A 21,446-nucleotide genomic window follows, 5' to 3' on the forward strand; every position below is an offset into this window, starting at 1 on the left:
TTTAACAGCACTCTCCTTCTATTAATATTCACGGCTTGCTAGCGCCATTTTGGCAGATTCCTGCGTAAAAACACCTTCAGCAGTAATAATCTTCATCGGAAGCTCCTTGCCCTCTGACAAATCCTTAACCGCCTTCATGAGCTGAGGACCAAGCAGCGCATTGCATTCAACTGCAAAGTTAAGCTTTCCGATACTTAATGCTTTAAGAGCTGACTTAGTAGCATCAACAGAGATAATCGTAATGTCCTTACCCGGCCGCAAGCCAAAATCCTCAATGGCCTCAATAGCGCCTAAAGCCATATCATCATTATGGGAATAAACGACGTTTATCGCAGAGCCATGCCGTTTAAGCGCCGCCGCCATCAGCTCTTTGCCCTTCTTCTTCGTAAAGTCGCCTTGCAATGATTCAAGCAAAGTGAAGTTTTGATTGGTTTGGATAACCTCCTTGAACCCCTGCATTCGCCCAACAGCTGGCGCAGAGTGTGCGGTTCCTTGCAGCTCGACGAATTGATAGCTTTGTCCTTCCTCTGCCTCTTGAATCAACCATCTTGCCGCCCTTCTGCCTTCCTCGCGAAAATCTGAACCGATGTAAGCTGTCCACAGCGTATCATCGCTTACGTTCACTTCACGATCAGACAGTATGACTGGAATTCCTGCCTCCTTCGCCTCCTTCAATACTTCTTCCCAGCCGGTCTCCGTCTTCGGTGAGAAGGCGATCACATCCACCTTTTTCTTTATAAACTGCCGAATCAGTTCAATTTGTTTATCCTGCGACTGCTCCGCATTCTCATAAAGCAGCTCCACGCCTGCTTCCTTTGCCGCATTAATCACCGACTTTGTATTTGCGATTCGCCAGCCGCTTTCCGTACCCACCTGTGCAAACCCTAATACAATCGGAGATTGTGCCTCTTGGAGCGTAGGCGCTGGTGAATGCGTAACGCGCGGCTCGCCCTTCCCCTCCAGTTGATTCGTTATTTTCTGGCTGCGCAAAATAACTTTTTTGGGAATTCCCTTTTCTTTATTCAATATATCGACCGCATAACGAATCGCTTCCTTGCCGCCAGGGGGACTTGTAAAAGTGCCTGTCAGCTTGTTCTCCGAGACGAGCAGCAGGCTGCCGTTTTCAGAATTGACGCCATCGATGCCAATAATATTAATATCATTCCTATCAAGCTTCTGTACTGCACGATATGCGCCTAACGCCATCGCTTCATTATGGGCAAAGATTAAGTCAACCTCGGGTTGATCTTTTAACCAATCCGTTAGCAGATCCTCCGCTCGATCGCGCTGCCAATCCGCATTCATCGTCTGCACGATGCTAAGTTTGGAATTATGAATCGCTTCCCTAAATCCATTGCTGCGTTCTTCAACGGTCGGAGAACCGGCCAACCCTTGCATTTCAATAATTTTACCGCCCGACTCACCCAGCGTTTCCATTGCAAATTCGCCTGCTTTTCTGCCAATCATTTCATCGTCCGTACCGACATATAGCGTATAATCATATCCTGTCACGCCTCTTCCGAGCACGATAACAGGAATATTCTCGTAAACGGAGCTTACTGTTTGTGTGAGAGCTACTGGATCATCAAGCGATATGATGAGCAGATCGACGCCATATCCAACCAGCTTCTTCACATCCTTCGCCTGCTGCTCGCTGCTTTGCGCGGCATCGGTGAAGATGACCCGCATATCCGAGTGCCTGCTGACCTCCTGCTGAATTTCCTCATTCATGGCCACGCGCCAAGGCTCGCTCAAATTGGGCTGGGACACCCCGATCAAATAATTGTATCCGCTGTCATTTTTCACAACCTTTTCGTTCATTACGCACGCCCTCGTCCATACAACCAAAGCCACAAAAATCAAGCAAAGGATAAGAAAACCTGCTGCCTTTCTTCCAATCATGAACGTATCCCTTTCTTATAGACCATCGGCGAGGTTCCAGTCACCTTCTTAAAGGCGCTGCTGAAATAATGCTGGCTGCTGTACCCTACCTTCTCTGCAATTTCATACACTTTGAACAAGGGATCGCTCATCAATTGAATCGCTTTCCGAATTCGAACCTCTGTCAAATAATCGATAAAAGAAAGCCCAAGCTCCCGCTTCAGCTGCTTGCTTAAATAAGTAGGACTAACCTGCACACCTTCAGCGACATCACCAAGCGTCAGCGAAGGCATGTAGAAATTACGATCAATAAATTTTTTCGTCAAAATAACGATCGGAGACAAACTGCCTTTGCTGCCAAGCTCTCTTGACAACGTACGGTACAGCTTCGGAAACTCTTCGATACTCTCCACTGCCTGCTGCTCAAAAATAATCGTTTTTTCAAGAAGCGCTTCCATTTTATCTTGAATTTTCTGTCCTAACTTGAGCCATTCGTTATAGCTGTCTATACAGCCCATGACGATGATTTGACCTTTCTTATCGTTAAGCACAACATGATTGCCTGCTCCATTGCCAGCAAGCAGGTCCTCCGTAATGTTTTTCAAAGCAAACTCCAGAAGGTCGCGGTCCCACACGCGCATCGCCTTGCCGGATTCCACGTTTTGAATCACCTTAAAGGCGATCATGCCGACAGCATCTACCCAGCCAAGCCTTAGGAAGGCGGTCTGATTATGAATTTCCTCAGGCGCAATAATGCCTTCCAGCCATTTCAACAAAAACGTATCCCGAATCGCGACGGAATTGGTTTTGAGCTGCTTATCCATCCATTCCAGCTTTTGCTCCTTGTCTCGTTTCTGCTCAAGCTCGCTGATTGCTTTGCGTACAACAGTCTCCAGCTTGCTTTTCATTACAGGCTTGAGCATATATTCAAATACATGCAGCTTTACGGCCTGCTGTGCGTAACGAAACTCATCATGTCCTGAAATAACAATCACAATGCTGCGTTCCAGCGTTTGCCGCAGCCGCTCAATGAACTCCAGCCCGTCTACAAATGGCATGCAAATATCAACAAACAAAATATCAGGCTTACGCTCTTCCGCAAGCTCAAGCGCTTGCAAGCCGTTCTCGGCTTCGCCTACCAGTTCTATGCCAAGCTCCTCCCAAGGAAGCACCTTGGCTAATCCTCTGCGAATCTTCGGCTCATCATCCGCTATAAGCAGCTTCCACATCTCCATACCCCCAGCCATTTCAAGTTATCCAACCATTAACGGTAGTTTTACCACGATTTTGGAGCCTTGTCCCCGCTCGCTCTCAATGGTAAGACCATAACCAGAGCCATATGACAGCTTGATTCGTTCATTCACATTGTACAATCCATAACCTCGATCCTCGCCGCTTTGCCGGATAGCATGAAACGATTCATTCATCTGAATCAGCCGCTCCGCTTCAAACCCGACGCCGTCATCTTCAACGACGAGAACCAGCTTATTGTCTTCTGCAGAGCCATGTATACGAATCGTGCCTTTAGCCAGCTTTTCTTTGATGCCATGATAGATCGCGTTCTCGACGAGCGGCTGCAAAATGATTTTGAGCACGCTTAGCGTCTGCAGCTCCTGCGGAATGTCGATCTCGAAGGATAACTTATCCTCATATCTGGCCATTTGAATAATCAAATAGCTCTCCACATGCTGAATCTCGTCGCTAAGCGGAATAACCTCTCGTCCTTTGCTAAGGCTGATTCGGAAGAGATGAGTTAAGGCAACTACGATATCGACGATATCATCGGCATCCCGGTCCTGTGCCATCCACTGAATCGTATCCAGCGTGTTATAGAGGAAATGGGGTTTAATTTGTGCTTGCAATATTTTCAGCTCGGCCTCGCGTTTCTCCCTTTGCTCCAAATATACGAGATGAATCAAATTGTCAATTTCCTGCACCATATGGTTAAAGCTATTGCCCAGCTGTCCGATCTCATCTTTCGTTTTACTAGGAAAGCGCAGATGAAGCTCTCCTTCTTCTACCTTCTTCATTAAACTGCGCAGCTTCCCAACGGGACGAACGATCGCATTCGTGAAATACCAGGATGCCATAAAGGCAAGCAGCAGCGTGACCAGCGCAATAATAACGGTATAAAATTGAATGTCCGCAACGACTTGAAGCGACTCCTTAAGCGGAAACACGCCGACGATTCGCCAATCAAACTCTGGAAAGGTATTATAGATCATCTGGTATTCAAGCTCATTAACTTGGCGAATGACTTTGCCAGAGCGCCCCTCCATCCAATCGCCCGAAATGCGGTATACAATCGGATTGACTGGCGAATACACGACACCGCCATTCTCATCCATAATAAAAATAAAGCCGCTTTTCCCTAGCGATACCGATTCTACGATCGCCTGAATAATGTCTAATTTCATATCGATCAAAATAACGCCAAGCACTTGGCCGGTCAACGGGTCCTTTACAGCCCGCACGAACGACAGCACCTGATCGGCGCTTAAATTTTGCTCTGCTCTAATATTTCTCCCAATCGGATGGCTGAACAAATGAATATGCTCCGGCTGAAGAGCTGCCTTCTTATACCACTGCTCTTCCGTCATAAAATCTCTCGTAATCGGCTCTAAACCGCTGCTTGCGAATTGGTTGTTGCGGCTCACAATCATTGCTCCAGCAATTTCTACATGCTTCTCTATATAGACCCTCTGAAGTTTCCTCACCTTAGAATCCAGCAGCTTCAGCTGCCCTGATTCATTATTCGACCTTCTCATAAATTCGATGACCGACGCGTCCTGTGACAAATAATAAATAATGTTATCCATTTCTTTTATATATACTTCAATGTGGTTTTTTACCTGATCCATCATTTGCACCGTATGTGCGTTCGTTTCCTCTTCAATAGCATTTTTGTATAAGGTGCTGCCCAGAATGCTGAGTGCAGCGATTGAAAATAAAGTAATGATGACGAAATAAAATAAAAGCTTGAAACGGATACTACGATTCGCAAATAAACCGCTTAGCATAAACATTCAATCCGTCCTCATCAAAAAATGATCATTTCCTTTGAAATGCGAAAAACGAAACTGCATAAGAGATTTTTCTCTTCTGCAGTCTCGTAATTTACCTATCTTCAATTGCCATAACGATTAATATTTGCGATTTGGCAGCGCATCGATTGCTTTTTGGCCGAAATAAACGTCCTCATCCGATTTAATCCATTTTTCGAGCGTAGTGCCAGCTTTGTAATCGAGAATCGCTTGCTTCAGCTGTGGTCCCAGCAATGGATTACATTCTACAGTAACATTCATTTTACCTTCTGCAATCGCTTCAAAAGCTGCTTTAATGCCGTCAACGCCTATAATTTTAATATCTGTTCCTGGCTTCAAGCCCGCTTCTTCAATCGCTTGAATCGCGCCTAGCGCCATATCGTCATTATGTGCGTAGACAACTTGGATGTTTTTATCCTTTTTTAAATAAGCTTCCATGACCTCTTTGCCTTTGGCGCGAGTGAAATCGCCTGTTTGGGAATAAACGATTTTGTAGCCGGCTTCGCCAGCAATCGCATCCTCGAATCCTTTTTTACGGTCATTCGCTGCGCTTGCACCTACTGTGCCTTCCAATTGAACGATGTTGACCTGAGCGCCAGCGCCAAACTCATCGATCATCCATTTCGCTGCGTTTTGACCCTCGAGAATAAAGTCGGAACCGATAAACGATACATACAAGTCCTCATTGCCTTTTGTAATGCCGCGGTCTAGCAAAAACACTGGAATATTCGCATCTTTAGCTTCCTTCAATACCGTTTCCCAGCCTGACTCTACGACTGGCGCAAGTCCAATGGCATCTACTTTTTGGGCGATAAACGTACGGATCGCTTTAATTTGGTTTTCTTGCTTTTGCTGTGCGTCAGAGAATTTCAGCTCGAAGTTCGGGTCTTCGCTAAATGTCGCTTTAACCGAATCGGTCTCAGCATCACGCCAGCCGCTTTCCGCACCGATTTGCGCGAATCCTACAACCAGCTTCTTGTTCGCTTCCGGTGGTGCTTCCGTTGCCGCATTCTCTGTTGGCTTGTTTGTTGCATTTCCGCTTACTGGTTTGTTGCCCCCATTATTGCTGTTGTTGCCACAACCGGCGATCAAGCCTACCAGCATAATCGCAGCTAGCATCGTGACGATAAACGGTTTCTTTCTGTTCATTCTTATTTCCTCCCTATCGAACTTGTATTGGCTACACTCTCAATATACAAATGTTGCAAATGTTCTGTATTTACAAATTAACGACTTTATTTTCAAATTTCGGTTTATTTTTGGAAGCTGGCAAGGCGTTTTTTTCTTTTCTCATCACAATAATTCGTTGAAAAGCCATGAAAAGAAACAATAAAAATCCAATAGTAATCTTGGTCCACCAAGAGCTGAGCGTCCCTTGAAACATAATGATCGTTTGTATAATGCCTGTACAAAGCACGCCGAGCGTTGGCCCGATCAAATAACCAAATCCGCCAGTGAGCAAAATACCGCCAATAACGCACGACGCAATCGCATCCATTTCCATACCCATCAAATGCAGCGAATAGCCCGACAGCATATAAAGTGTAAACACGATGCCCCCAATTGCAGAAAACAAACCGCTTAAGGTGTATACAAGAATCGTCGTTCGAGCAACAGGCAGCCCCATCAAAACAGCGGACTTTTCACTGCCGCCAATCGCATACACCGCCCTGCCAAAGGAGGAATACCGCCCGATCAGGAGAGCAGCGATAACAACGGCAATCGCAATGACGACACTAATCGTTATAAAATGATCGCCCCACAAATAAATTTTGTATTGGGAGAGCTTCACATAAACTGAATTGCTAATAACGATACTCTCCGTGCTGATGAGAAAGCTAATCCCTCTAGCGAGGAACATTCCCGCCAGCGTGACAATCCAAGGATGAAGTTGAAAGCGCTGAATCAAATACCCTTGCCCTGCCCCAAACAGCGTACCAATGACGAGAGCAACGATCGTTACAACAAGCGCGTTTGCCCCATGCTGGAAGAGTGACGCCGACACCATGCTGATCAGCGCAACGACCGAAGCCACGGATAAATCGATGCCGCCTTTAATAATGACGAATGCCATGCCTGTGGCCACAATAATGAGATAGGCATTGTCTATAAAAAGATTCAAAAATACTTGCATGGAGAAAAAGCCCTTGTAAAGCGCAGCACCTGACCCGTACAAAATAAACAAAAGAAGCAGCGTAGCCAAAACAATAATATTGTTATGGCTAATTTTCAGAGAAATCAGCTTCATTATGCCGCCACCTTCTTTTTCACCAATTTGAATGACTGCCGGAATAAGTCGGATTGAATCAAGCAGACGATAATAACAACAACCGCTTTAACGAGCAAAATGCTGGAAGGCTCAACACCCAAAGAATAAATCGTCGTCGTCAAGCTTTGGATGAACAAGGCTCCGAAGATCGTTCCGCCAAGGTAGAAGCGTCCGCCACGCATCGAGGTTCCGCCAATTACGACAGCTAAAATAGCATCCAGCTCTATCCACAGTCCAGCATTGTTCGCATCGGCACTTGCTACGTTTGCGCTAATAATAATGCCGGCAATACCGGCGCAAATGCCCGTAATCGTATATGCGGTCATGAAGATTACTTTAGGACGTATACCCGCATAGCTGCTCGCTGTCTTATTGCCGCCAGCAGCCTCTAGAAAAAGTCCGAACGCGGTACGTGTTTTGAATAGATATACGAGTAAAAATACAGCCATTGCAATGAACAGCGGAAACGGCAGCCCTAGCAAATGCCCTTTTCCAATAAACTGATACGCCCTATCGTTAGTCGTAAGCACTTGCCCGCTCGTAATTAGTTGAGCGATTCCTCGGCCAATCGTCAGCAAAATTAAGGTAGCCACCATCGGCTGAATGCCAATCATCGCAACCAGCATCCCATTCCATAAGCCGCATAATAATCCTGCAAATACACCCGCTAGAATGACAAGCCAAAGTGGATAACCATCGAGCATAAATACCGCGATAGCCCCCGAAATAGCGAGAACTGATCCTACGGATATATCAATTCCCTCTTTAGCAATGACTAGAGTCATGCCAATAGCAATGATGATGAGCGGCGATCCATTTTTCAAAATATCAATCAAATTGCCGAATAAATGACCGTCCTTCCATTCCATTCGAAAAAAATCAGGGATGACGATCAAATTGAAAAGAAACAATACAGCGAGTGCCAGAATCGGCCAAATGATTTTCTGCTTGCTTAAACTACGCGCCAATCCCGTCAGACCCGCCATACATTTCCGCTCCCTTCGCAATCATTTCCATAATAATGTTCTCGCGCATGTTTGCGCCGGCGACCTCGCCGATCTTAATCCGATCGCGTAAAACGATAATCCGATTGCAGCATTGAACGATTTCCTCAAGCTCCGCCGATATGATGAGGATCGATATGCCTGTTGCCGCCAAATCAAGAATGAGCTTGCGTATTTCCATCTTGGAACCAACATCGATTCCGCGTGTCGGCTCATCCAGAATAAGTAGCTTCGGCTGCGTAGCAAGCCACCTCGCCAAAATAACCTTTTGCTGATTTCCGCCGCTTAGATTTTCAATCTTCTGCTCGGCGCTTGGCGTTTTGATCTTTAGCAGCTCAATGTAATGATTGGCGATTTCCTTTTGCTTGCGCAGCGGTATGAATGAGAAGAGGCCTTTACGGGCTTGCAGCGCCAAAACGATATTTTCACGAATGGTAAGCTCTCCTATGATGCCTGCTACTTTGCGATCCTCTGGCGTGAATCCAAGCCCTTTCTGAATAGCTTTCTGCGGGTACATAGAAGAAATAAGCTCGCCGTCAATGGTCAAGCTGCCTTCATCCGCTTTGTCGATGCCAAAGATGAGTTTAGCGATTTCTGTTCGGCCAGAGCCAAGAAGTCCTGCAAGACCAAGCACCTCCCCTTTCCCGATCTGAAGATCGATAGGATTAATGCTGCCTCGTTTGCCAAGCGAGCTGGCCTCCAAAAAGTTTCCGCCAGCCGTTCGCTCTACTGCCTTTTTCCCTGTTGCTTCTTCTACGCTCCATTCCCTGCCGATCATATGGGACACAAGCTCTGTTTTGGTCAGATCCTTCGTTAAGTATTCGCCGACGAGCATCCCATTGCGCAGCACCGTAATCCGGTCGGTTACTTCATATACCTGGTCTAGGAAATGAGTAACAAATAAGATGCCCATGCCCTCTTGCTTCAGAATGCGCATAACTTTGAACAGCTGTTTAACCTCATTCGCATCAAGGCTTGACGTAGGCTCATCCAATATAAGAATACCGTTCGAAATATCAACAGCTCTCGCAATGGCTACCATTTGCTGAATAGCAACCGAATAATGCGATAATGTTTGCTTAACATCAATCGCAAGGTCTAGACGCTCCAGCAGCCGCTCGCTGTCGTTGTACATTTTGTCCCAGTCTATTAATCCGCGTTTTCTGGGATGACGACCAATATAAATGTTCTCAGCCACGCTGAGATTTGGGCATAAATTGACCTCTTGATATACCGTACTTATGCCAAGCCGCTGTGCTTCCAGCGGAGATTTTGGAGCTATCGTCCTGCCAGCTAGCAACACCTCTCCAGCATCCCATTTGTGCACGCCGGTCGCTACTTTAATCAACGTCGATTTTCCTGCGCCGTTCTCTCCCATGAGCGCATGGATCTCGCCTTTCCTGAGACCAAAATCAACATTTGAAAGCGCCTTGACGCCAGGAAACGATTTGCTAATTCCTTTCATATGCAGCACATAATCGGTGCCCATGGTCCTTCACCTCTTTCCGTTTTCACCTCCAATTGTAGAAAAAACGACCATCGTTCGTATTTAGAAATATAGGTCTTTTTTTAATGAATTCGGACATTTATGCAAAACAAAAGAGCGACCCCGCAGCTGCATCAGCTAGGAGTCACTCTTTTGTTTACCTTTGATTTATTTGCCTGCGGCTGCTTCCATAAAGCCAGCAATTTGTACCTTTTGACCGGTTTTTGCACTCTCAAGTGATGCCAGAACCATCGCCATACTATAAATATTGTCGCTGCAATCCGTTTCCGGCTTGCTGCCTGCCTCAAGCGAAGCGAACATATTGTCCAAACAGCCTTTATGATGCGTATTTTCCATTTCAGGAAGCTGGGATTCTACTCGTTTATAGTCACGTATGAATTTCCCACTCTGGTCACCGCTAACCACGATCTCCGCGTACGGGTTGTTATCTCCTTCCCAAATCGCTGTACCATGCTCGCCAGTTACTCTCCAAGAAGCCTCCCATGTTGTGGACGCCCCCTCCGCGCACCAAGACCCGCGATAATTAAATACGGAACCGTCGGACATCTCAAAAATACATATCGCATTGGCATTTCCTGCATACCAAGAGCCTGGAGGATTAAACTCATGACAATAGACAGAAACAGGATCAGCACCAATAATAAATCTCGCCTGATCGAAGGTATGAATCGCCATATCCAGCAGTAATGGGCTGTCCATCGCATCGCGGAACCCGCCAAAATGCGCGCCTAGAAAAAAGTCTGCGCCTACAAAACCTGGTTTGCCGATCGTGCCCTCCTCAAGCAATTGCCGAAATGCACGAATACGCGGGTCAAACCTCCGATTTTGCATTACGGCATGTGTTCTGTCCGACTCGGCAGCAATACGTACGATTGCATTGCAATCAGCCATCGATTCTGCAAGCGGCTTTTCTCCGAATACATGGCAGCCCATCTCTAGAGCCGTCGTGCTGATTGTATAATGGCTTGCAGGAATGGTCACATCAAATACGATCGTTGCATCTGTCTCCGCGATCGCTTTTTTAATGTCGGTAAAGGTTGGACAATGAAGTCCCTTGCGTTCAGCCATCGCTTGCGCAAACTCTTCCTTAATATCAACAAGCCCGACAATTTCAGTGTCTTCCCGTTCTTTGGCGTAGTCTACCCAAGTATTCGCCATGCCTCCGCAGCCGGCTACGACTACACGATGCTTAATCGACATTGTATTCTCTCCTTTTTTGAATTCTATTATTTTCTATACCGGGTTAGGAACAAAATCGCCGCCGCGGCAGTTTTTCAAATAATTAAGCGCATGTACTTGTCCTGTCATTTCCAGCTCGTCCTTATAAACAGGATCATGCCAGCCCTCAATATCAATTGTGCCTTTATAATCGTTCTGTCTCAAAATCGTAATAATATCTTTCCAGTTGGTATCGCCAAAACCAGGTGTACGGTGCCATACAAACTGCTGCTTGCTGTGTACCCCGTGCTCCTTCACGATATCCCATGCAATTGTTGCATCTTTGCCATGCACATGGAACACCTTATTCGCCCATTTGCGCAGCTGCGGAATCGGATCGATTAAACTGACCATTTGGTGGCAAGGCTCCCATTCCAATCCGATGTTGTCCAGCGGCACCGCATTAAACATAAGTTCCCAGGCTGCCGGGTTATGGGCAATATTCCAATCGCCTGTCGCCCAGGTTCCGCCCATATCGCAGTTTTCAAAAGCAATCCGTACACCTTTATCCGCTGCTCTGCGTGTGAGCTCCCCGAAAACTTCCTTGAATTTCGGAATGGACTCGTCAATCGGTTGATTCGTCAAGCGGCCTGTGAACCCAGATACAATATCAGCACCAAACAGATGCGCATGATCAATCAGACGCTCCCAGCTCGCAAGCGTATCTGCGTTGTTTCCTTCTCCCGTTAGCGGGTTTCCGAAAACGCTTACAGCTGGAACCACAAAGTCATGTTCATCTGCGAGCGCTCTTACCCGTTTAGCCATCTCCACAAGATCTGTTTCACCAGTCGTTTGCCAGAAAGTTAAGTTAAACGATTCAAATCCGTGCTTTACGATTTGTGGAATGATCTGATCCGCATTCCCTCCGCCGACAAGCGTTCCAATTCTCAATTTGTTATTCATCCTTGTATATCACTCCAATATTGGCTTATAGTATTCTCAACAACTTCATTATAACTAGGAGTTTTGCATATTTCTCTATACAATCTTGCGCAATACTAGTCAAATCTTGTGTTGGAGGTGCTGTAGATGAGCTATCCGAAAGAGCTATGGGAAAATACGCGTCTAGAGCAAAAAGCGTATCCATTTCAGCTCTTCCAAAACCGTGCCTATAATGTAACGCCAAATGAATGTTTCCTTTATTTGCACTGGCATGAGCATTTCGAGATTATCATCATGAGAGAAGGCAATGCTCTCTTCCATATCGACAGCCGTCCATTTGTCGTCAAGCCCGGAGAAGTGCTGCTCATCCCAGGCGGCGGTCTTCATGTCGGCTATGCACTGGGTTACGACAATATTTATTATGATTGTATCGTCTTCAACGCATCCCTCTTCAATGATTGGGTGCATGATCCGCTGCATGCGCAGTTTGTTGCGCCTTATTTGGAGGGAAGGCTTCGTTATCCCGTAAAGCCGGCCGAGCAGGATGAGTCCTGCCTTCAGCATTACTCGCTGCTGGAAGAAGCAATTACCGAGCTGATTGCCAAGCCGCCAGCCTATCAGCTTATCGTCAAATCAAAGCTGTATGCTCTATTTACGCTTCTTTCCCGCACTTTCATCGAGCGTCAGCTGGTAGGCATGCCGGCTGAACCATACTTTGTCAATCGCGACCGCTTCAAGCTGCTCATTCAGCGTATTGAATCTGATTTTCGCGAAAAAATGTCGATTGATCAGGCCGCCAAGCAAGTCAGCCTCAATCCCTACCATTTTTGCAAGCTGTTCAAAAAGCTGACAGGACGCACCTTCGTCGAATATGTCAATGTCAATCGCATGAACGAAGCCGAGCGGCTGCTGCGCGAAAGCAATGATACAATTACTGAAATTGCAGCAAAGGTAGGCTGTGAGAATCCGAACTATTTTACGAAGCTATACAAGCAGTACAAAGGGATTACCCCCTCGCAGGCACGTAAGCTGCAATAGCGGCAGATGAGCGTACAGCAACCTTTTGGCCTTTCCCTGCGTCTTACTTACAACGATGATTAAAGGAGATAATTGGATGTTTATGCTTAAAACGAAATACTTCTCCGTCATATCCATGGTTATACTCATAACGGTCATTACAGCTGCCTGCAGCAGCGCCGGCAAACCATTGAATAATGACGAGAGCAGTTCTTCAATATCAGGTGGAAATACCGCAACGGACAAGCCTACCGAGGCACCACTCCCTACTGCGACTGAGGATATAACTACTGAAGCGCCGACAGCCACCACAGCTCCAACGGATGCTGTTGAGACGGCCACACCTGCACCAACTAAACAACCAGCAAAAACTGATGAACCTGCTGCGACTGCGAAACCAACGAAGAAACCAGCAGCCTCGGCTAAACCTTTGCCAACCATAAAGCCGACCAAGAACCCAGCCTCTCCAGTACCAACTGAGAAGCCAAACAATGAGACACTAACCGAGAAGCCGATCATTAAACCAACGGTTACACCGAAGCCATCCACCCTGCCGATTGCTACGCCGTCTCCTACCCCGAAGCCGACGACGAAACCAGATCCAGGCAATCCATCTGGTGCGGTCACCGTTGCTGATATCGCAGCCAAAATAAAAGCCGATGCAGGGCTTGGGTCGCTTTCGGAAGTTGAAGGCGAACGAATAAAAGACAGCTATGGCATAGACCCGGAAACGATGCTGATTGACGGCATTTTCTATCAACCGATGATAATGATTCAAGCTGGAGAGTTTTCCGTCGTTCAGCTCAAGTCAGAGAAAGACTTTTCCGACATTGAAGCGCTGTTCAAGAAACGTGCCGAGGCTGTGCAAAAAGTATTCGAAACCTATGTGCAAGATCAATACGAACAAGCTTTAAACTATCAAATCCTGCGCAACGGAGATTTTGTTCTCTTCTCGATCTCGCCTGACCAGAAAAAAACAGCTGAACTTTTCAATGCGTTTTTCAAGAAAAAATGATGATGCAGAAATAAGTATAAAATATAGCCTTAATAGAAAAATGGCGGTGCAGGAACTCCTGCACCGCCATTTTGTTGTAAAGCGTGCGATGTCACTTTGCTTATCTCCAAATAACCGGCTTTCGCTCTCCAAGCAGTGGGAATTCACCGATTCGCAGCTTCGCGCTGCCATATGGCACCAGCTCCAGCTCAGTCACCGGCTGACCCTCTGTATCCGGATTAAGAGGCGGAGTACCCGCATTGTTGCCTTCCATCCGCCATTCTGCAACAAGCTTGCCGCTTGCTTTCAAGCGGATCGGCGCAGCAGCCGCATCAAACGGCTGATAGGGAATCGCATCTTCGCTCACTATTACCTCAAAGCTCGTGTCCGCAAGCAGGCCATATTTCCATGGAGAACCCGGATATATTTCCCAGTCATGAAACCGTTCACGCGGCCTAAGCAGCTGCCAGTTTTCCACCAGCGGCAGAGCGTAGACTAAGGGTCCACGTTCTACGCTTACTGCGTACAAATTACGCGAAACGGTACGAACCTCCATAGGCAGCTTCAGCAGCAGCTTATCACCGTCTTGCCATTCCCGTTCAATTCGCGCGTAACCTTTTACTGGGTTTAAAACAATAGTTTCACCGTTCACAAGCAGGCTCGAATTGACGGACCATTCCGGCACACGCAGTGAAATAGCAAAAGTAGCGGAACGTTCAAGCACTAGCTCGATCGTCACTTCATCACGGAAAGGATATTGTCCGCTTACTCGCACCTCAGCTGCAACGCCGTCTGCAACTGACGTTTGGACATGGCATGGAGCATACGATACAGCTGCCAAACCTCCGGCTGCATCCGTCATCCACAGATGAGAAGCAAACTTCGGCCATCCCTGATGCATATTTGAAGTACAGCAGCCAAAATTAGGCTCTAAGCCAAATAGATTGGCATCTGGCCCATTGCTCCAATTTCTAGGCGCTACATTACAAACAATTTGATTCACCTGCTGATCATATTGATGCGCGCTCCAATCCTTTGAAATCGTAGCTGGCAGCGCGTTGAACGCCACCTTCTCTAATATATCACCGAATCGCCCTTCGCCAAAAATCCGAGTAAGCTGCTCCATCGAATACATATACTCAACGACTGCGCAAAGCTCAACACCCTGACTTGGATGTGTACCCGACAGCCATTCGTCGCCGGAGAACATGCCATGCGCTTGCCCATGATGAGTCATCAAGCTGTCTATGCCGCGATGAACCGCATCACGCTGAACACTCTCACCATACAGCTCATATAAGATGCCTGGCATCTTGATACCCATCGCCACATTGACAACATGTGTTCGAAAATCCCATTGCTCCACTTTTCTCCAGAACGGGAAGTCATGGAAAATATCCGTCCAATCCAGTGTTTGACGGGCAACAATATCAGCCAGCTTGAGCAGCTCCGCATCTTCCGTCTTCTTATATAGCCATAAAATACATAACAGCATTTCGGAACCGCGAGACTTCGCCCAGCCGCGCAAAGGCTGCTCCTCAATAATCGAGCTTACATAACCGAAAAATTTGCTAAGGAATGGAACGATTCGTTCATCGTTCGTTGCCTCCTCATATTGCATCATCACCTTAAGCATAATCATGAAATGCCACCAGTCCTGCTTCTTATCCAGGTCATTATTAACCGTCGTAATATGTGCAGGCCCAAAAAAGCCATTCTCCTGCTGGCTGGCGAGCGACCATTCTATCCAACGGTTTGCTTTCGCGATCAGCTTCTCGTCGCCCAGTATATACGCAAGCGGCAGCAGCCCGTCCAAATAATAGGGGCCGCGCTCCCAGCTCTCGCCTTCCCCTCCTATCCAACCATTGTTCGGGCCAACATCCGCCCAATGCTCCTCCAGATGACCCGTAAGTCCGTCCGCTTGTATTCGAAGCTGATTATACAGCCAGCCTTCTGCCTTAATGCTGCCAAGCGGCAGCGCCCCAAATGCTTCATGTAATTGTCCCATGCTTCTGTACCACTCCTTCATGCCATGATGAATGCATACCGAATATACCATGCGGGACTTGCCCGATTGGATAGCTGATCTCAACCACTTTTTATCCAATCACAATATCTTGGTTTTATAGTATCTTTACTCAAACTGCAATCATCGCATATGATTATCCCGTAATGACTAAGCAAGGAGTGAAGCCTGAATGTTACAATTCATTTGTCCCCCCATGCCTCATTTCATTCATGGCGGCGAGGACACTTATCCTATACTTGGCAGACATGCTGATCGTTCAAACATTGGCGTATTCGATCTTATATACGTAACACGCGGTAGTTTATACATGGAGGAAGAAGGACAGGAGTTCAATATTTCGGCAGGCCATTATGCTATTTTTCGACCTGACCGTTCTCATCGAACGACTATGCCCTGCACCGAGGAAACCCATTTTTATTGGCTGCACTTTCAAACGGTCGGTGATTGGAGTGAATCACATGAACGGCTGCCTTTCTCCATTTCACAGGAGGGGCAGCCCTTTGCTCCGATCGAGTATTTCCCTTTCCAGCTTCCAAAGCAGAAGCGTCTGCTTGTCCCTCATGCCATTGAAGAGAAAATACGCGAGCTGCTGAAACTGCAGGAGCAGCCCTCTGCCCAATCGCGGTGGACCCAGCAGCAAATTTTCCACATCCTCCTCCAACTGCTTCAGGATCAAAATCAATCGGCGGTGGATAGTCCTTATTTGCAAATTGCCGAAGCAACCGCTCTGTTCCTCCGGCGCAGCTATCAAGACCCGCTTAGTTATAAGAAAATGGCAGAGGAGCTGCATTTTCACCCCAATTATATTGCGATTTGTATGAAAAAAACATTTGGGTGTACTCCCCTTGAGTACGTCACGCGCCACCGTATTGAGCAAGCGAAGCGGCTGCTTATCCACACGAATGAACCTATCGGCAAAATAGCTGAAGAAACAGGCTTCGGCTCCTTTCCTTATTTTGTTCGCTGCTTCACGAAACACACGAGCACGAAACCAAAAGCCTTTCGAATGCTTTATCGCTCTAAATAATCAATAAAAAACCGTTGCAACTTCCATTTTTTTCTTTATACTTAATTAAAATTTACAATTTGGAGGTGCATGCTATGACTGTATTTCATACCGACAGATTAATACTCAGACCATTTGAAGCTGGAGATGCCGAGGAACTACAGCAGCTAATAAACGATTTTGATGTTGCAAGCACCACTCTAAATATTCCTTATCCTTATCCAGAAGACGGAGCTGCTGCCTTTATTGCACGACGCGCTGAGATTGATCAAGAAGGAACAGGCTACACATTTGCTCTGATCGATAAAAGAAACCATACGTTTATGGGAAGCATCGGCATGACAATAAATAATAATCATAAAAGAGCTGAGCTTGGTTATTGGTTAGGCAAACGGTACTGGAATCAGGGGTATGTTACAGAAGGCGTCAAACGAGTTTTACAGTTTGGGTTCGAGGAGCTTGCACTTAATAAAATTGTTGCAGCTGCCATGACAAAAAATCCTGCCTCATCAAGCGTTATGAAAAAAAACGGCATGCAATACGAAGGCACTTTCCGCCAGCATTTCCTAAAGTGGGATGTATATGAGGACATCGCTTATTACAGTCTTTTGCGCGAGGAATATTTCAAATGATAGATTAGCAGGACATCAGGGAGAAACGGTTTCCCAGCAAAACTCCCTGATGCTCAAGCTTAGCTCATTGCCTGAATTCATACTTAAACCTTCTTGCGCTGCCGTGTGTAAATATCGACGTACACCGCAAGAATCAGTATGCCGCCCTTTACGATATACTGCCAGAAGGATTCAAGATTCATTAAGCTCATCCCGTTATCTAAGCTGGCCATTACGAGAGCTCCAATAATCGCGCCAACGATGGTGCCCGTACCGCCCATCAAGCTCGTTCCGCCGATTACGCAAGCCGCAATGGCATCCAGCTCATAGTTCTGACCTGCACTCATTGTTGCTGCATTTAAGCGAGCAGTCAGCACTAGTGCAGCTATGGCTGCTAGCGTATTGCAGAGAACGAACACGAGCAATATGCGGCGCTTAATATTAATGCCTGATAATCGCGCAGCTTCCGGATTGCCGCCAATCGCATATACTTGACGGCCAAAGGTCGTATTTTTTGATATAAACGTAAAAATAAGTGCCAGCACAATAACCATAACAAATGGAACAGGAATACCTTTGTAGCTGTTCATTAAATAAACGAATCCAATAACAATGGCGCCAATGACGCCTAATCGCAGCACGCTGACGGCAAACGGCTCAACATCAAAGCCAAATTTAGCTCTTGCTGCTCGCTTCCGCATGACAAGATATCCCGCAATGGCTAAAGCAGTAATGCCAAATATCCATCCGATAATATCCCCCACATAAGATTGACCAATGGCTTTCACCGATGGCGTCAGCGGAGCAATCGTAACGCTACCGGTTGTACCAAACAAAATACCCCGAAATATGAGCATCCCGCCAAGTGTCACAATAAACGCCGGCACCGCCCGATAAGCGATAATCCAGCCTTGAATAAAACCGATCGCCGCACCCACACCTAAGGTAGCTAAAATAACCGGTATCGTATTCCACTCGTACCACACGTTTAGAATTGCTGCGATACCACCCGTCAAGCCGACAAGGGAGCCAACCGACAAGTCAATTTGCCCTGCGACGATGACGAGCACCATTCCGATAGCCAGTATAGAGGTAACCGACATTTGTAGAAACAAGTTTGATATATTCGTCGGTGATAGAAACCGGTCATGCAGCAGCGAGAATAAAACCCAAATCGATATTAATGCCCCGATCATCGTATACGCGCGTGCGTCAAATTTCAGCCATTGCGGCCGCTGCTTCGTTTTTGTCTGGCTTATCACCGTTTCTTGATTCATGCTCATCGTCCTTTTCCTCCCGTAGCAGCCGTCATAATCATCTCTTGTGTTGCTTCCTCTGCCCTAAACTCACCCGTTTGTTTTCCTTCTGCGATGACGATAATTCTGTGGCTCATGCCTAGCAGCTCTGGGAGTTCGGACGATATCATAATGATGGACACGCCCTGCATAAGCAATTCGTTCATAATATTATAAATTTCAAATTTGGCGCCAACATCGATGCCCCGCGTCGGTTCGTCCAAAATTAAAATTTTCGGATTCGTCATCAGCCATTTGCCGAGTACGACCTTCTGCTGATTGCCGCCGCTTAAAGTTCCTACAATCGTCTCCACTGAATTCGCTTTCACTCGTAAAGAGTTCAAATATTGATTGCCTGCCGCAATCTCCTCATTAGGGCGAAGCACCCCGCCTGAGGATATAGCTGCAAGGCTTGCTAGACTGACATTGCTTTTAATATCCATGCCAAGAACAAGCCCATACTTTTTTCGATCCTCCGAAACGAGCGCCAGTCCAGCTTTTATAGCATGCCGCGTATGCTTAATCTTTACAGGTTTCCCGTCGATCTCAACCTTTCCATTGCTTTGACCTGGATAAGAACCGAATAAGCTCATGACCAGCTCCGTTCGCCCCGCTCCCATCAAACCGGCAATGCCTAATATTTCACCTTTGCGCACCTCAAAGCTTAAATGATCGATCACTTTTTTACCTTGCCGCTCTGGATTCATAACCGTATAATCCGTCACCTTGAGCATGACTTCGCCGGGCTTTGCTTCCACGCGCGGGAATCGCTCCTTGAGCTCGCGTCCAACCATCAGTGAAATGACTTTATCCTCATTCACATCAGCCACGTCGTATGTGCCAACCGCCAGACCATCCCGCAGTACCGTAACGGTATCTGCAATCGCAAACACCTCGTTAAGCTTATGAGAAATGTAAATGCAAGTAACACCGCGTTTTTTAAACTCACGCAAAATATTAAGCAATATATCAACTTCCTGCTCCGTTAAAGCAGCTGTAGGTTCATCGAGAATAAGAATATTCGCATTCTTAGACAATGCCTTTGCAATTTCGATTTGCTGCTGCTTGCCGATGCCAAGGCCGCCGATCAATTGCTCTGGATTCACATCCAGAAGGCCGACTTCCTTCAGCCACCGCTCGCTCTCCTTGAATACGCGCTCCCAGTTAATAATTCCGAATACCGCTGGTTCTTTGCCGAGAAATAAATTTTCGCCAATCGATAAATCCTTTACTAGAGCAAGCTCCTGATAAATAATTGCAATACCCGCTTCTTCCGCGTCCTTTATTTTATCGAAGCGCTTCTCTTCACCGTTAATGAGTATTTGCCCATCGTAGGTGCCGTGCGGGTATAGACCGCTCAATACCTTCATGAGCGTCGACTTTCCTGCTCCGTTCTCACCGCACAGTGCATGCACCTCTCCTTTTTTCACCGAAAAGGTCACGTCGTTCAACGCTTTAACGCCAGGAAATTGCTTCGTAATATTACGCATTTCTAATGCCGCCGTCATTCCTTCCTCACCTCCGTAAATGGCAAAGAGGGGAAGAGCGTCATGGCACCCCGCTTCTTCCCCCTTACCTAGTCAAGCAGCTACTTCACGTTTTTGTAAACATCGTCCTTGGAATGGAAGCCGTCTGCAATGACGGTAGCATCCATGTTCGTTTTGTCTACAGCTACTGGATTAAGCAGCACGGACGGCACATCGATTTTACCATTGTTAACTGTTTTATCAGCGCCTACATCCTCGCCTTTGGCCATCTTCACTGCAAGGTCGGCCGCTTTCTCAGCCAAATCCTTAATTGGTTTGTATACCGTCATCGTTTGTGTTCCTTCAACGATACGCTGTGCTGCCGCAAGCTCGGCATCTTGGCCAGAAACAGGAATTTTTCCATCCAGCCCTTGCGCTGCAAGCGCTTGAATAACACCGCCTGCTGTACCATCATTCGCTGCGACTACAGCATCGATTTTATTATCATTAGCAGTTAACGCATTCTCCATATTAGCCAGCGCGTTAGCTGGGTTCCAATCCTTCGTCCATTGATCGAATACGATTTGGATGTCACCGCTGTCGATGAGCGGCTGCAAAATATTAAATGCGCCTTTTTTAAATAAATGGGCGTTATTATCCGTCTCGGCACCGCCGATGTATACGAATTTCCCTTTTGGAGCCAATTTAATAATCGCCTCAGCCTGCATTTCGCCTACCTTTTCATTATCGAAGGAGATGTATAGATCCAAATCAGAGTTTTTGATTAAACGATCATAAGCAAGCACTTTAATACCGGCCGCATGAGCCTTTTCAACAATCGCTGCCGTTGCTTCTGCATTATGAGGGACGACGACTAGCACATCTACACCTTGGCTTATTAAGTTTTCTGCCTGAGAAATTTGCTTCGCGTCATCGCTGTTTGCTGCTTGCACCTCTACCTTAGCGCCAAGCGCCTCGGCTGCTGCGATGAACAAATCACGGTCGCGCTGCCAGCGTTCCTCTTGCAGCGTATCGAGTGAAAGGCCGATTACAATTTTGTCGTCGCCTGATTTTACGTTGTTCGTTTTTGTTGTTGCTTCTTTATCGGTTGACTTGGACCCCGCGTTCCCATTGTTTCCATTGCCGCTAGAGCATGCCGAAATTACGATGACTAGAGCTAGTACAAGCGATACAACCCCGCCTCTTGTAAACCGTTTCCCCAT

The 21,446-nt window shown here is 46.8% G+C and carries 17 protein-coding genes; 4 read left to right on the plus strand and 13 right to left on the minus strand.

Annotation, left to right across the window (positions count from 1 at the left end; genetic code table 11):
• Positions 1–21: 21 nt before the first annotated feature.
• From MHH56_RS21150 to MHH56_RS21190, 9 genes are all read right to left on the minus strand, one after another.
• Positions 22–1,821 carry a substrate-binding domain-containing protein gene (locus tag MHH56_RS21150; protein ID WP_339203656.1) on the minus strand — a complete coding sequence of 600 codons (1,800 nt, stop codon included), beginning with the start codon at positions 1,819–1,821 and terminating at the stop codon, positions 22–24.
• Positions 1,822–1,898: 77 nt separating this feature from the next.
• The gene (locus MHH56_RS21155; RefSeq protein WP_339203657.1) at positions 1,899–3,110 is read right to left on the minus strand and encodes a response regulator; all 1,212 of its coding nucleotides are present in this window, start codon (positions 3,108–3,110) and stop codon (positions 1,899–1,901) included.
• Between the two features lie 24 nt (positions 3,111–3,134).
• On the minus strand, positions 3,135–4,907 hold the full coding sequence (locus tag MHH56_RS21160) for a sensor histidine kinase (protein ID WP_339203658.1): 1,773 nt from the start codon (positions 4,905–4,907) through the stop codon (positions 3,135–3,137).
• 117 nt (positions 4,908–5,024) lie between these two features.
• Positions 5,025–6,074 (minus strand): ABC transporter substrate-binding protein, encoded by a 1,050-nt coding sequence (locus tag MHH56_RS21165; RefSeq protein WP_339203659.1) that lies wholly within the window; start codon positions 6,072–6,074, stop codon positions 5,025–5,027.
• Positions 6,075–6,144: 70 nt separating this feature from the next.
• Complete coding sequence (gene yjfF / locus MHH56_RS21170; protein WP_076266740.1) at positions 6,145–7,173, minus strand: galactofuranose ABC transporter, permease protein YjfF; 1,029 nt, start codon at positions 7,171–7,173, stop codon at positions 6,145–6,147.
• Entirely contained in the window at positions 7,173–8,180 is a 1,008-nt protein-coding gene (locus tag MHH56_RS21175; RefSeq protein ID WP_339203660.1) for an ABC transporter permease, read from the minus strand. Before MHH56_RS21175 ends, yjfF begins: the two co-directional genes overlap by 1 nt.
• Positions 8,152–9,687: a sugar ABC transporter ATP-binding protein gene (locus MHH56_RS21180; protein ID WP_339203661.1), complete on the minus strand. Its 1,536-nt coding sequence runs from the start codon at positions 9,685–9,687 to the stop codon at positions 8,152–8,154. Before MHH56_RS21180 ends, MHH56_RS21175 begins: the two co-directional genes overlap by 29 nt.
• A 165-nt stretch (positions 9,688–9,852) precedes the next feature.
• Entirely contained in the window at positions 9,853–10,905 is a 1,053-nt protein-coding gene (locus MHH56_RS21185; RefSeq protein WP_339203662.1) for a Gfo/Idh/MocA family oxidoreductase, read from the minus strand.
• A gap of 33 nt (positions 10,906–10,938) precedes the next feature.
• Entirely contained in the window at positions 10,939–11,826 is an 888-nt protein-coding gene (locus tag MHH56_RS21190; protein ID WP_339203663.1) for a sugar phosphate isomerase/epimerase, read from the minus strand.
• A gap of 126 nt (positions 11,827–11,952) precedes the next feature.
• On the opposite strand from MHH56_RS21190, the gene MHH56_RS21195 reads away from it, so the two are divergent.
• Both MHH56_RS21195 and MHH56_RS21200 read left to right on the plus strand, forming a co-directional pair.
• On the plus strand, positions 11,953–12,843 hold the full coding sequence (locus MHH56_RS21195) for an AraC family transcriptional regulator (RefSeq protein ID WP_339203664.1): 891 nt from the start codon (positions 11,953–11,955) through the stop codon (positions 12,841–12,843).
• A 76-nt stretch (positions 12,844–12,919) separates the two neighbouring features.
• Positions 12,920–13,837: a DUF4358 domain-containing protein gene (locus tag MHH56_RS21200; protein ID WP_339203665.1), complete on the plus strand. Its 918-nt coding sequence runs from the start codon at positions 12,920–12,922 to the stop codon at positions 13,835–13,837.
• 100 nt (positions 13,838–13,937) lie between these two features.
• Here the strand turns inward: MHH56_RS21200 and MHH56_RS21205 are convergent, their stop codons facing one another.
• Positions 13,938–15,824 (minus strand): beta-L-arabinofuranosidase domain-containing protein, encoded by a 1,887-nt coding sequence (locus MHH56_RS21205; RefSeq protein ID WP_339203666.1) that lies wholly within the window; start codon positions 15,822–15,824, stop codon positions 13,938–13,940.
• Between the two features lie 190 nt (positions 15,825–16,014).
• Between MHH56_RS21205 and MHH56_RS21210 the strand changes: the two genes are divergently transcribed.
• Both MHH56_RS21210 and MHH56_RS21215 read left to right on the plus strand, forming a co-directional pair.
• Positions 16,015–16,872 carry a helix-turn-helix transcriptional regulator gene (locus tag MHH56_RS21210; RefSeq protein ID WP_339203667.1) on the plus strand — a complete coding sequence of 286 codons (858 nt, stop codon included), beginning with the start codon at positions 16,015–16,017 and terminating at the stop codon, positions 16,870–16,872.
• A 74-nt stretch (positions 16,873–16,946) separates the two neighbouring features.
• A complete protein-coding gene (locus MHH56_RS21215; protein ID WP_339203668.1) occupies positions 16,947–17,483 on the plus strand; it encodes a GNAT family N-acetyltransferase in 537 nt (178 codons plus the stop codon).
• Between the two features lie 83 nt (positions 17,484–17,566).
• On the opposite strand, the gene MHH56_RS21220 is transcribed toward MHH56_RS21215, so the two are convergent.
• From MHH56_RS21220 to xylF, 3 genes are all read right to left on the minus strand, one after another.
• Positions 17,567–18,739: a sugar ABC transporter permease gene (locus MHH56_RS21220; RefSeq protein ID WP_339209691.1), complete on the minus strand. Its 1,173-nt coding sequence runs from the start codon at positions 18,737–18,739 to the stop codon at positions 17,567–17,569.
• Positions 18,740–18,741: 2 nt separating this feature from the next.
• Positions 18,742–20,265: a xylose ABC transporter ATP-binding protein gene (locus tag MHH56_RS21225; RefSeq protein ID WP_339203669.1), complete on the minus strand. Its 1,524-nt coding sequence runs from the start codon at positions 20,263–20,265 to the stop codon at positions 18,742–18,744.
• 80 nt (positions 20,266–20,345) lie between these two features.
• Positions 20,346–21,446: a D-xylose ABC transporter substrate-binding protein gene (gene xylF / locus MHH56_RS21230; RefSeq protein WP_339203670.1), complete on the minus strand. Its 1,101-nt coding sequence runs from the start codon at positions 21,444–21,446 to the stop codon at positions 20,346–20,348.

It is taken from the genome of Paenibacillus sp. FSL K6-3182 (assembly GCF_037976325.1).
Taxonomy (GTDB): Bacteria; Bacillota; Bacilli; order Paenibacillales; family Paenibacillaceae; genus Pristimantibacillus.

What these genes read in the sequence shown, in the direction of transcription:
- MHH56_RS21210 (WP_339203667.1), top strand. Translation starts at nt 16,015, where the DNA reads ATGTTACAATTCATTTGTCCCCCCATGCCTCATTTCATTCATGGCGGC.
- MHH56_RS21190 (WP_339203663.1), bottom strand. Translation starts at nt 11,826, where the DNA reads ATGAATAACAAATTGAGAATTGGAACGCTTGTCGGCGGAGGGAATGCG.
- MHH56_RS21160 (WP_339203658.1), bottom strand. Translation starts at nt 4,907, where the DNA reads ATGTTTATGCTAAGCGGTTTATTTGCGAATCGTAGTATCCGTTTCAAG.
- MHH56_RS21175 (WP_339203660.1), bottom strand. Translation starts at nt 8,180, where the DNA reads ATGGCGGGTCTGACGGGATTGGCGCGTAGTTTAAGCAAGCAGAAAATC.
- MHH56_RS21180 (WP_339203661.1), bottom strand. Translation starts at nt 9,687, where the DNA reads ATGGGCACCGATTATGTGCTGCATATGAAAGGAATTAGCAAATCGTTT.
- MHH56_RS21185 (WP_339203662.1), bottom strand. Translation starts at nt 10,905, where the DNA reads ATGTCGATTAAGCATCGTGTAGTCGTAGCCGGCTGCGGAGGCATGGCG.
- MHH56_RS21220 (WP_339209691.1), bottom strand. Translation starts at nt 18,739, where the DNA reads ATGAATCAAGAAACGGTGATAAGCCAGACAAAAACGAAGCAGCGGCCG.
- MHH56_RS21225 (WP_339203669.1), bottom strand. Translation starts at nt 20,265, where the DNA reads ATGACGGCGGCATTAGAAATGCGTAATATTACGAAGCAATTTCCTGGC.
- MHH56_RS21215 (WP_339203668.1), top strand. Translation starts at nt 16,947, where the DNA reads ATGACTGTATTTCATACCGACAGATTAATACTCAGACCATTTGAAGCT.
- MHH56_RS21165 (WP_339203659.1), bottom strand. Translation starts at nt 6,074, where the DNA reads ATGAACAGAAAGAAACCGTTTATCGTCACGATGCTAGCTGCGATTATG.
- MHH56_RS21155 (WP_339203657.1), bottom strand. Translation starts at nt 3,110, where the DNA reads ATGTGGAAGCTGCTTATAGCGGATGATGAGCCGAAGATTCGCAGAGGA.
- yjfF (WP_076266740.1), bottom strand. Translation starts at nt 7,173, where the DNA reads ATGAAGCTGATTTCTCTGAAAATTAGCCATAACAATATTATTGTTTTG.
- MHH56_RS21200 (WP_339203665.1), top strand. Translation starts at nt 12,920, where the DNA reads ATGTTTATGCTTAAAACGAAATACTTCTCCGTCATATCCATGGTTATA.
- xylF (WP_339203670.1), bottom strand. Translation starts at nt 21,446, where the DNA reads ATGGGGAAACGGTTTACAAGAGGCGGGGTTGTATCGCTTGTACTAGCT.
- MHH56_RS21150 (WP_339203656.1), bottom strand. Translation starts at nt 1,821, where the DNA reads ATGAACGAAAAGGTTGTGAAAAATGACAGCGGATACAATTATTTGATC.
- MHH56_RS21205 (WP_339203666.1), bottom strand. Translation starts at nt 15,824, where the DNA reads ATGGGACAATTACATGAAGCATTTGGGGCGCTGCCGCTTGGCAGCATT.
- MHH56_RS21195 (WP_339203664.1), top strand. Translation starts at nt 11,953, where the DNA reads ATGAGCTATCCGAAAGAGCTATGGGAAAATACGCGTCTAGAGCAAAAA.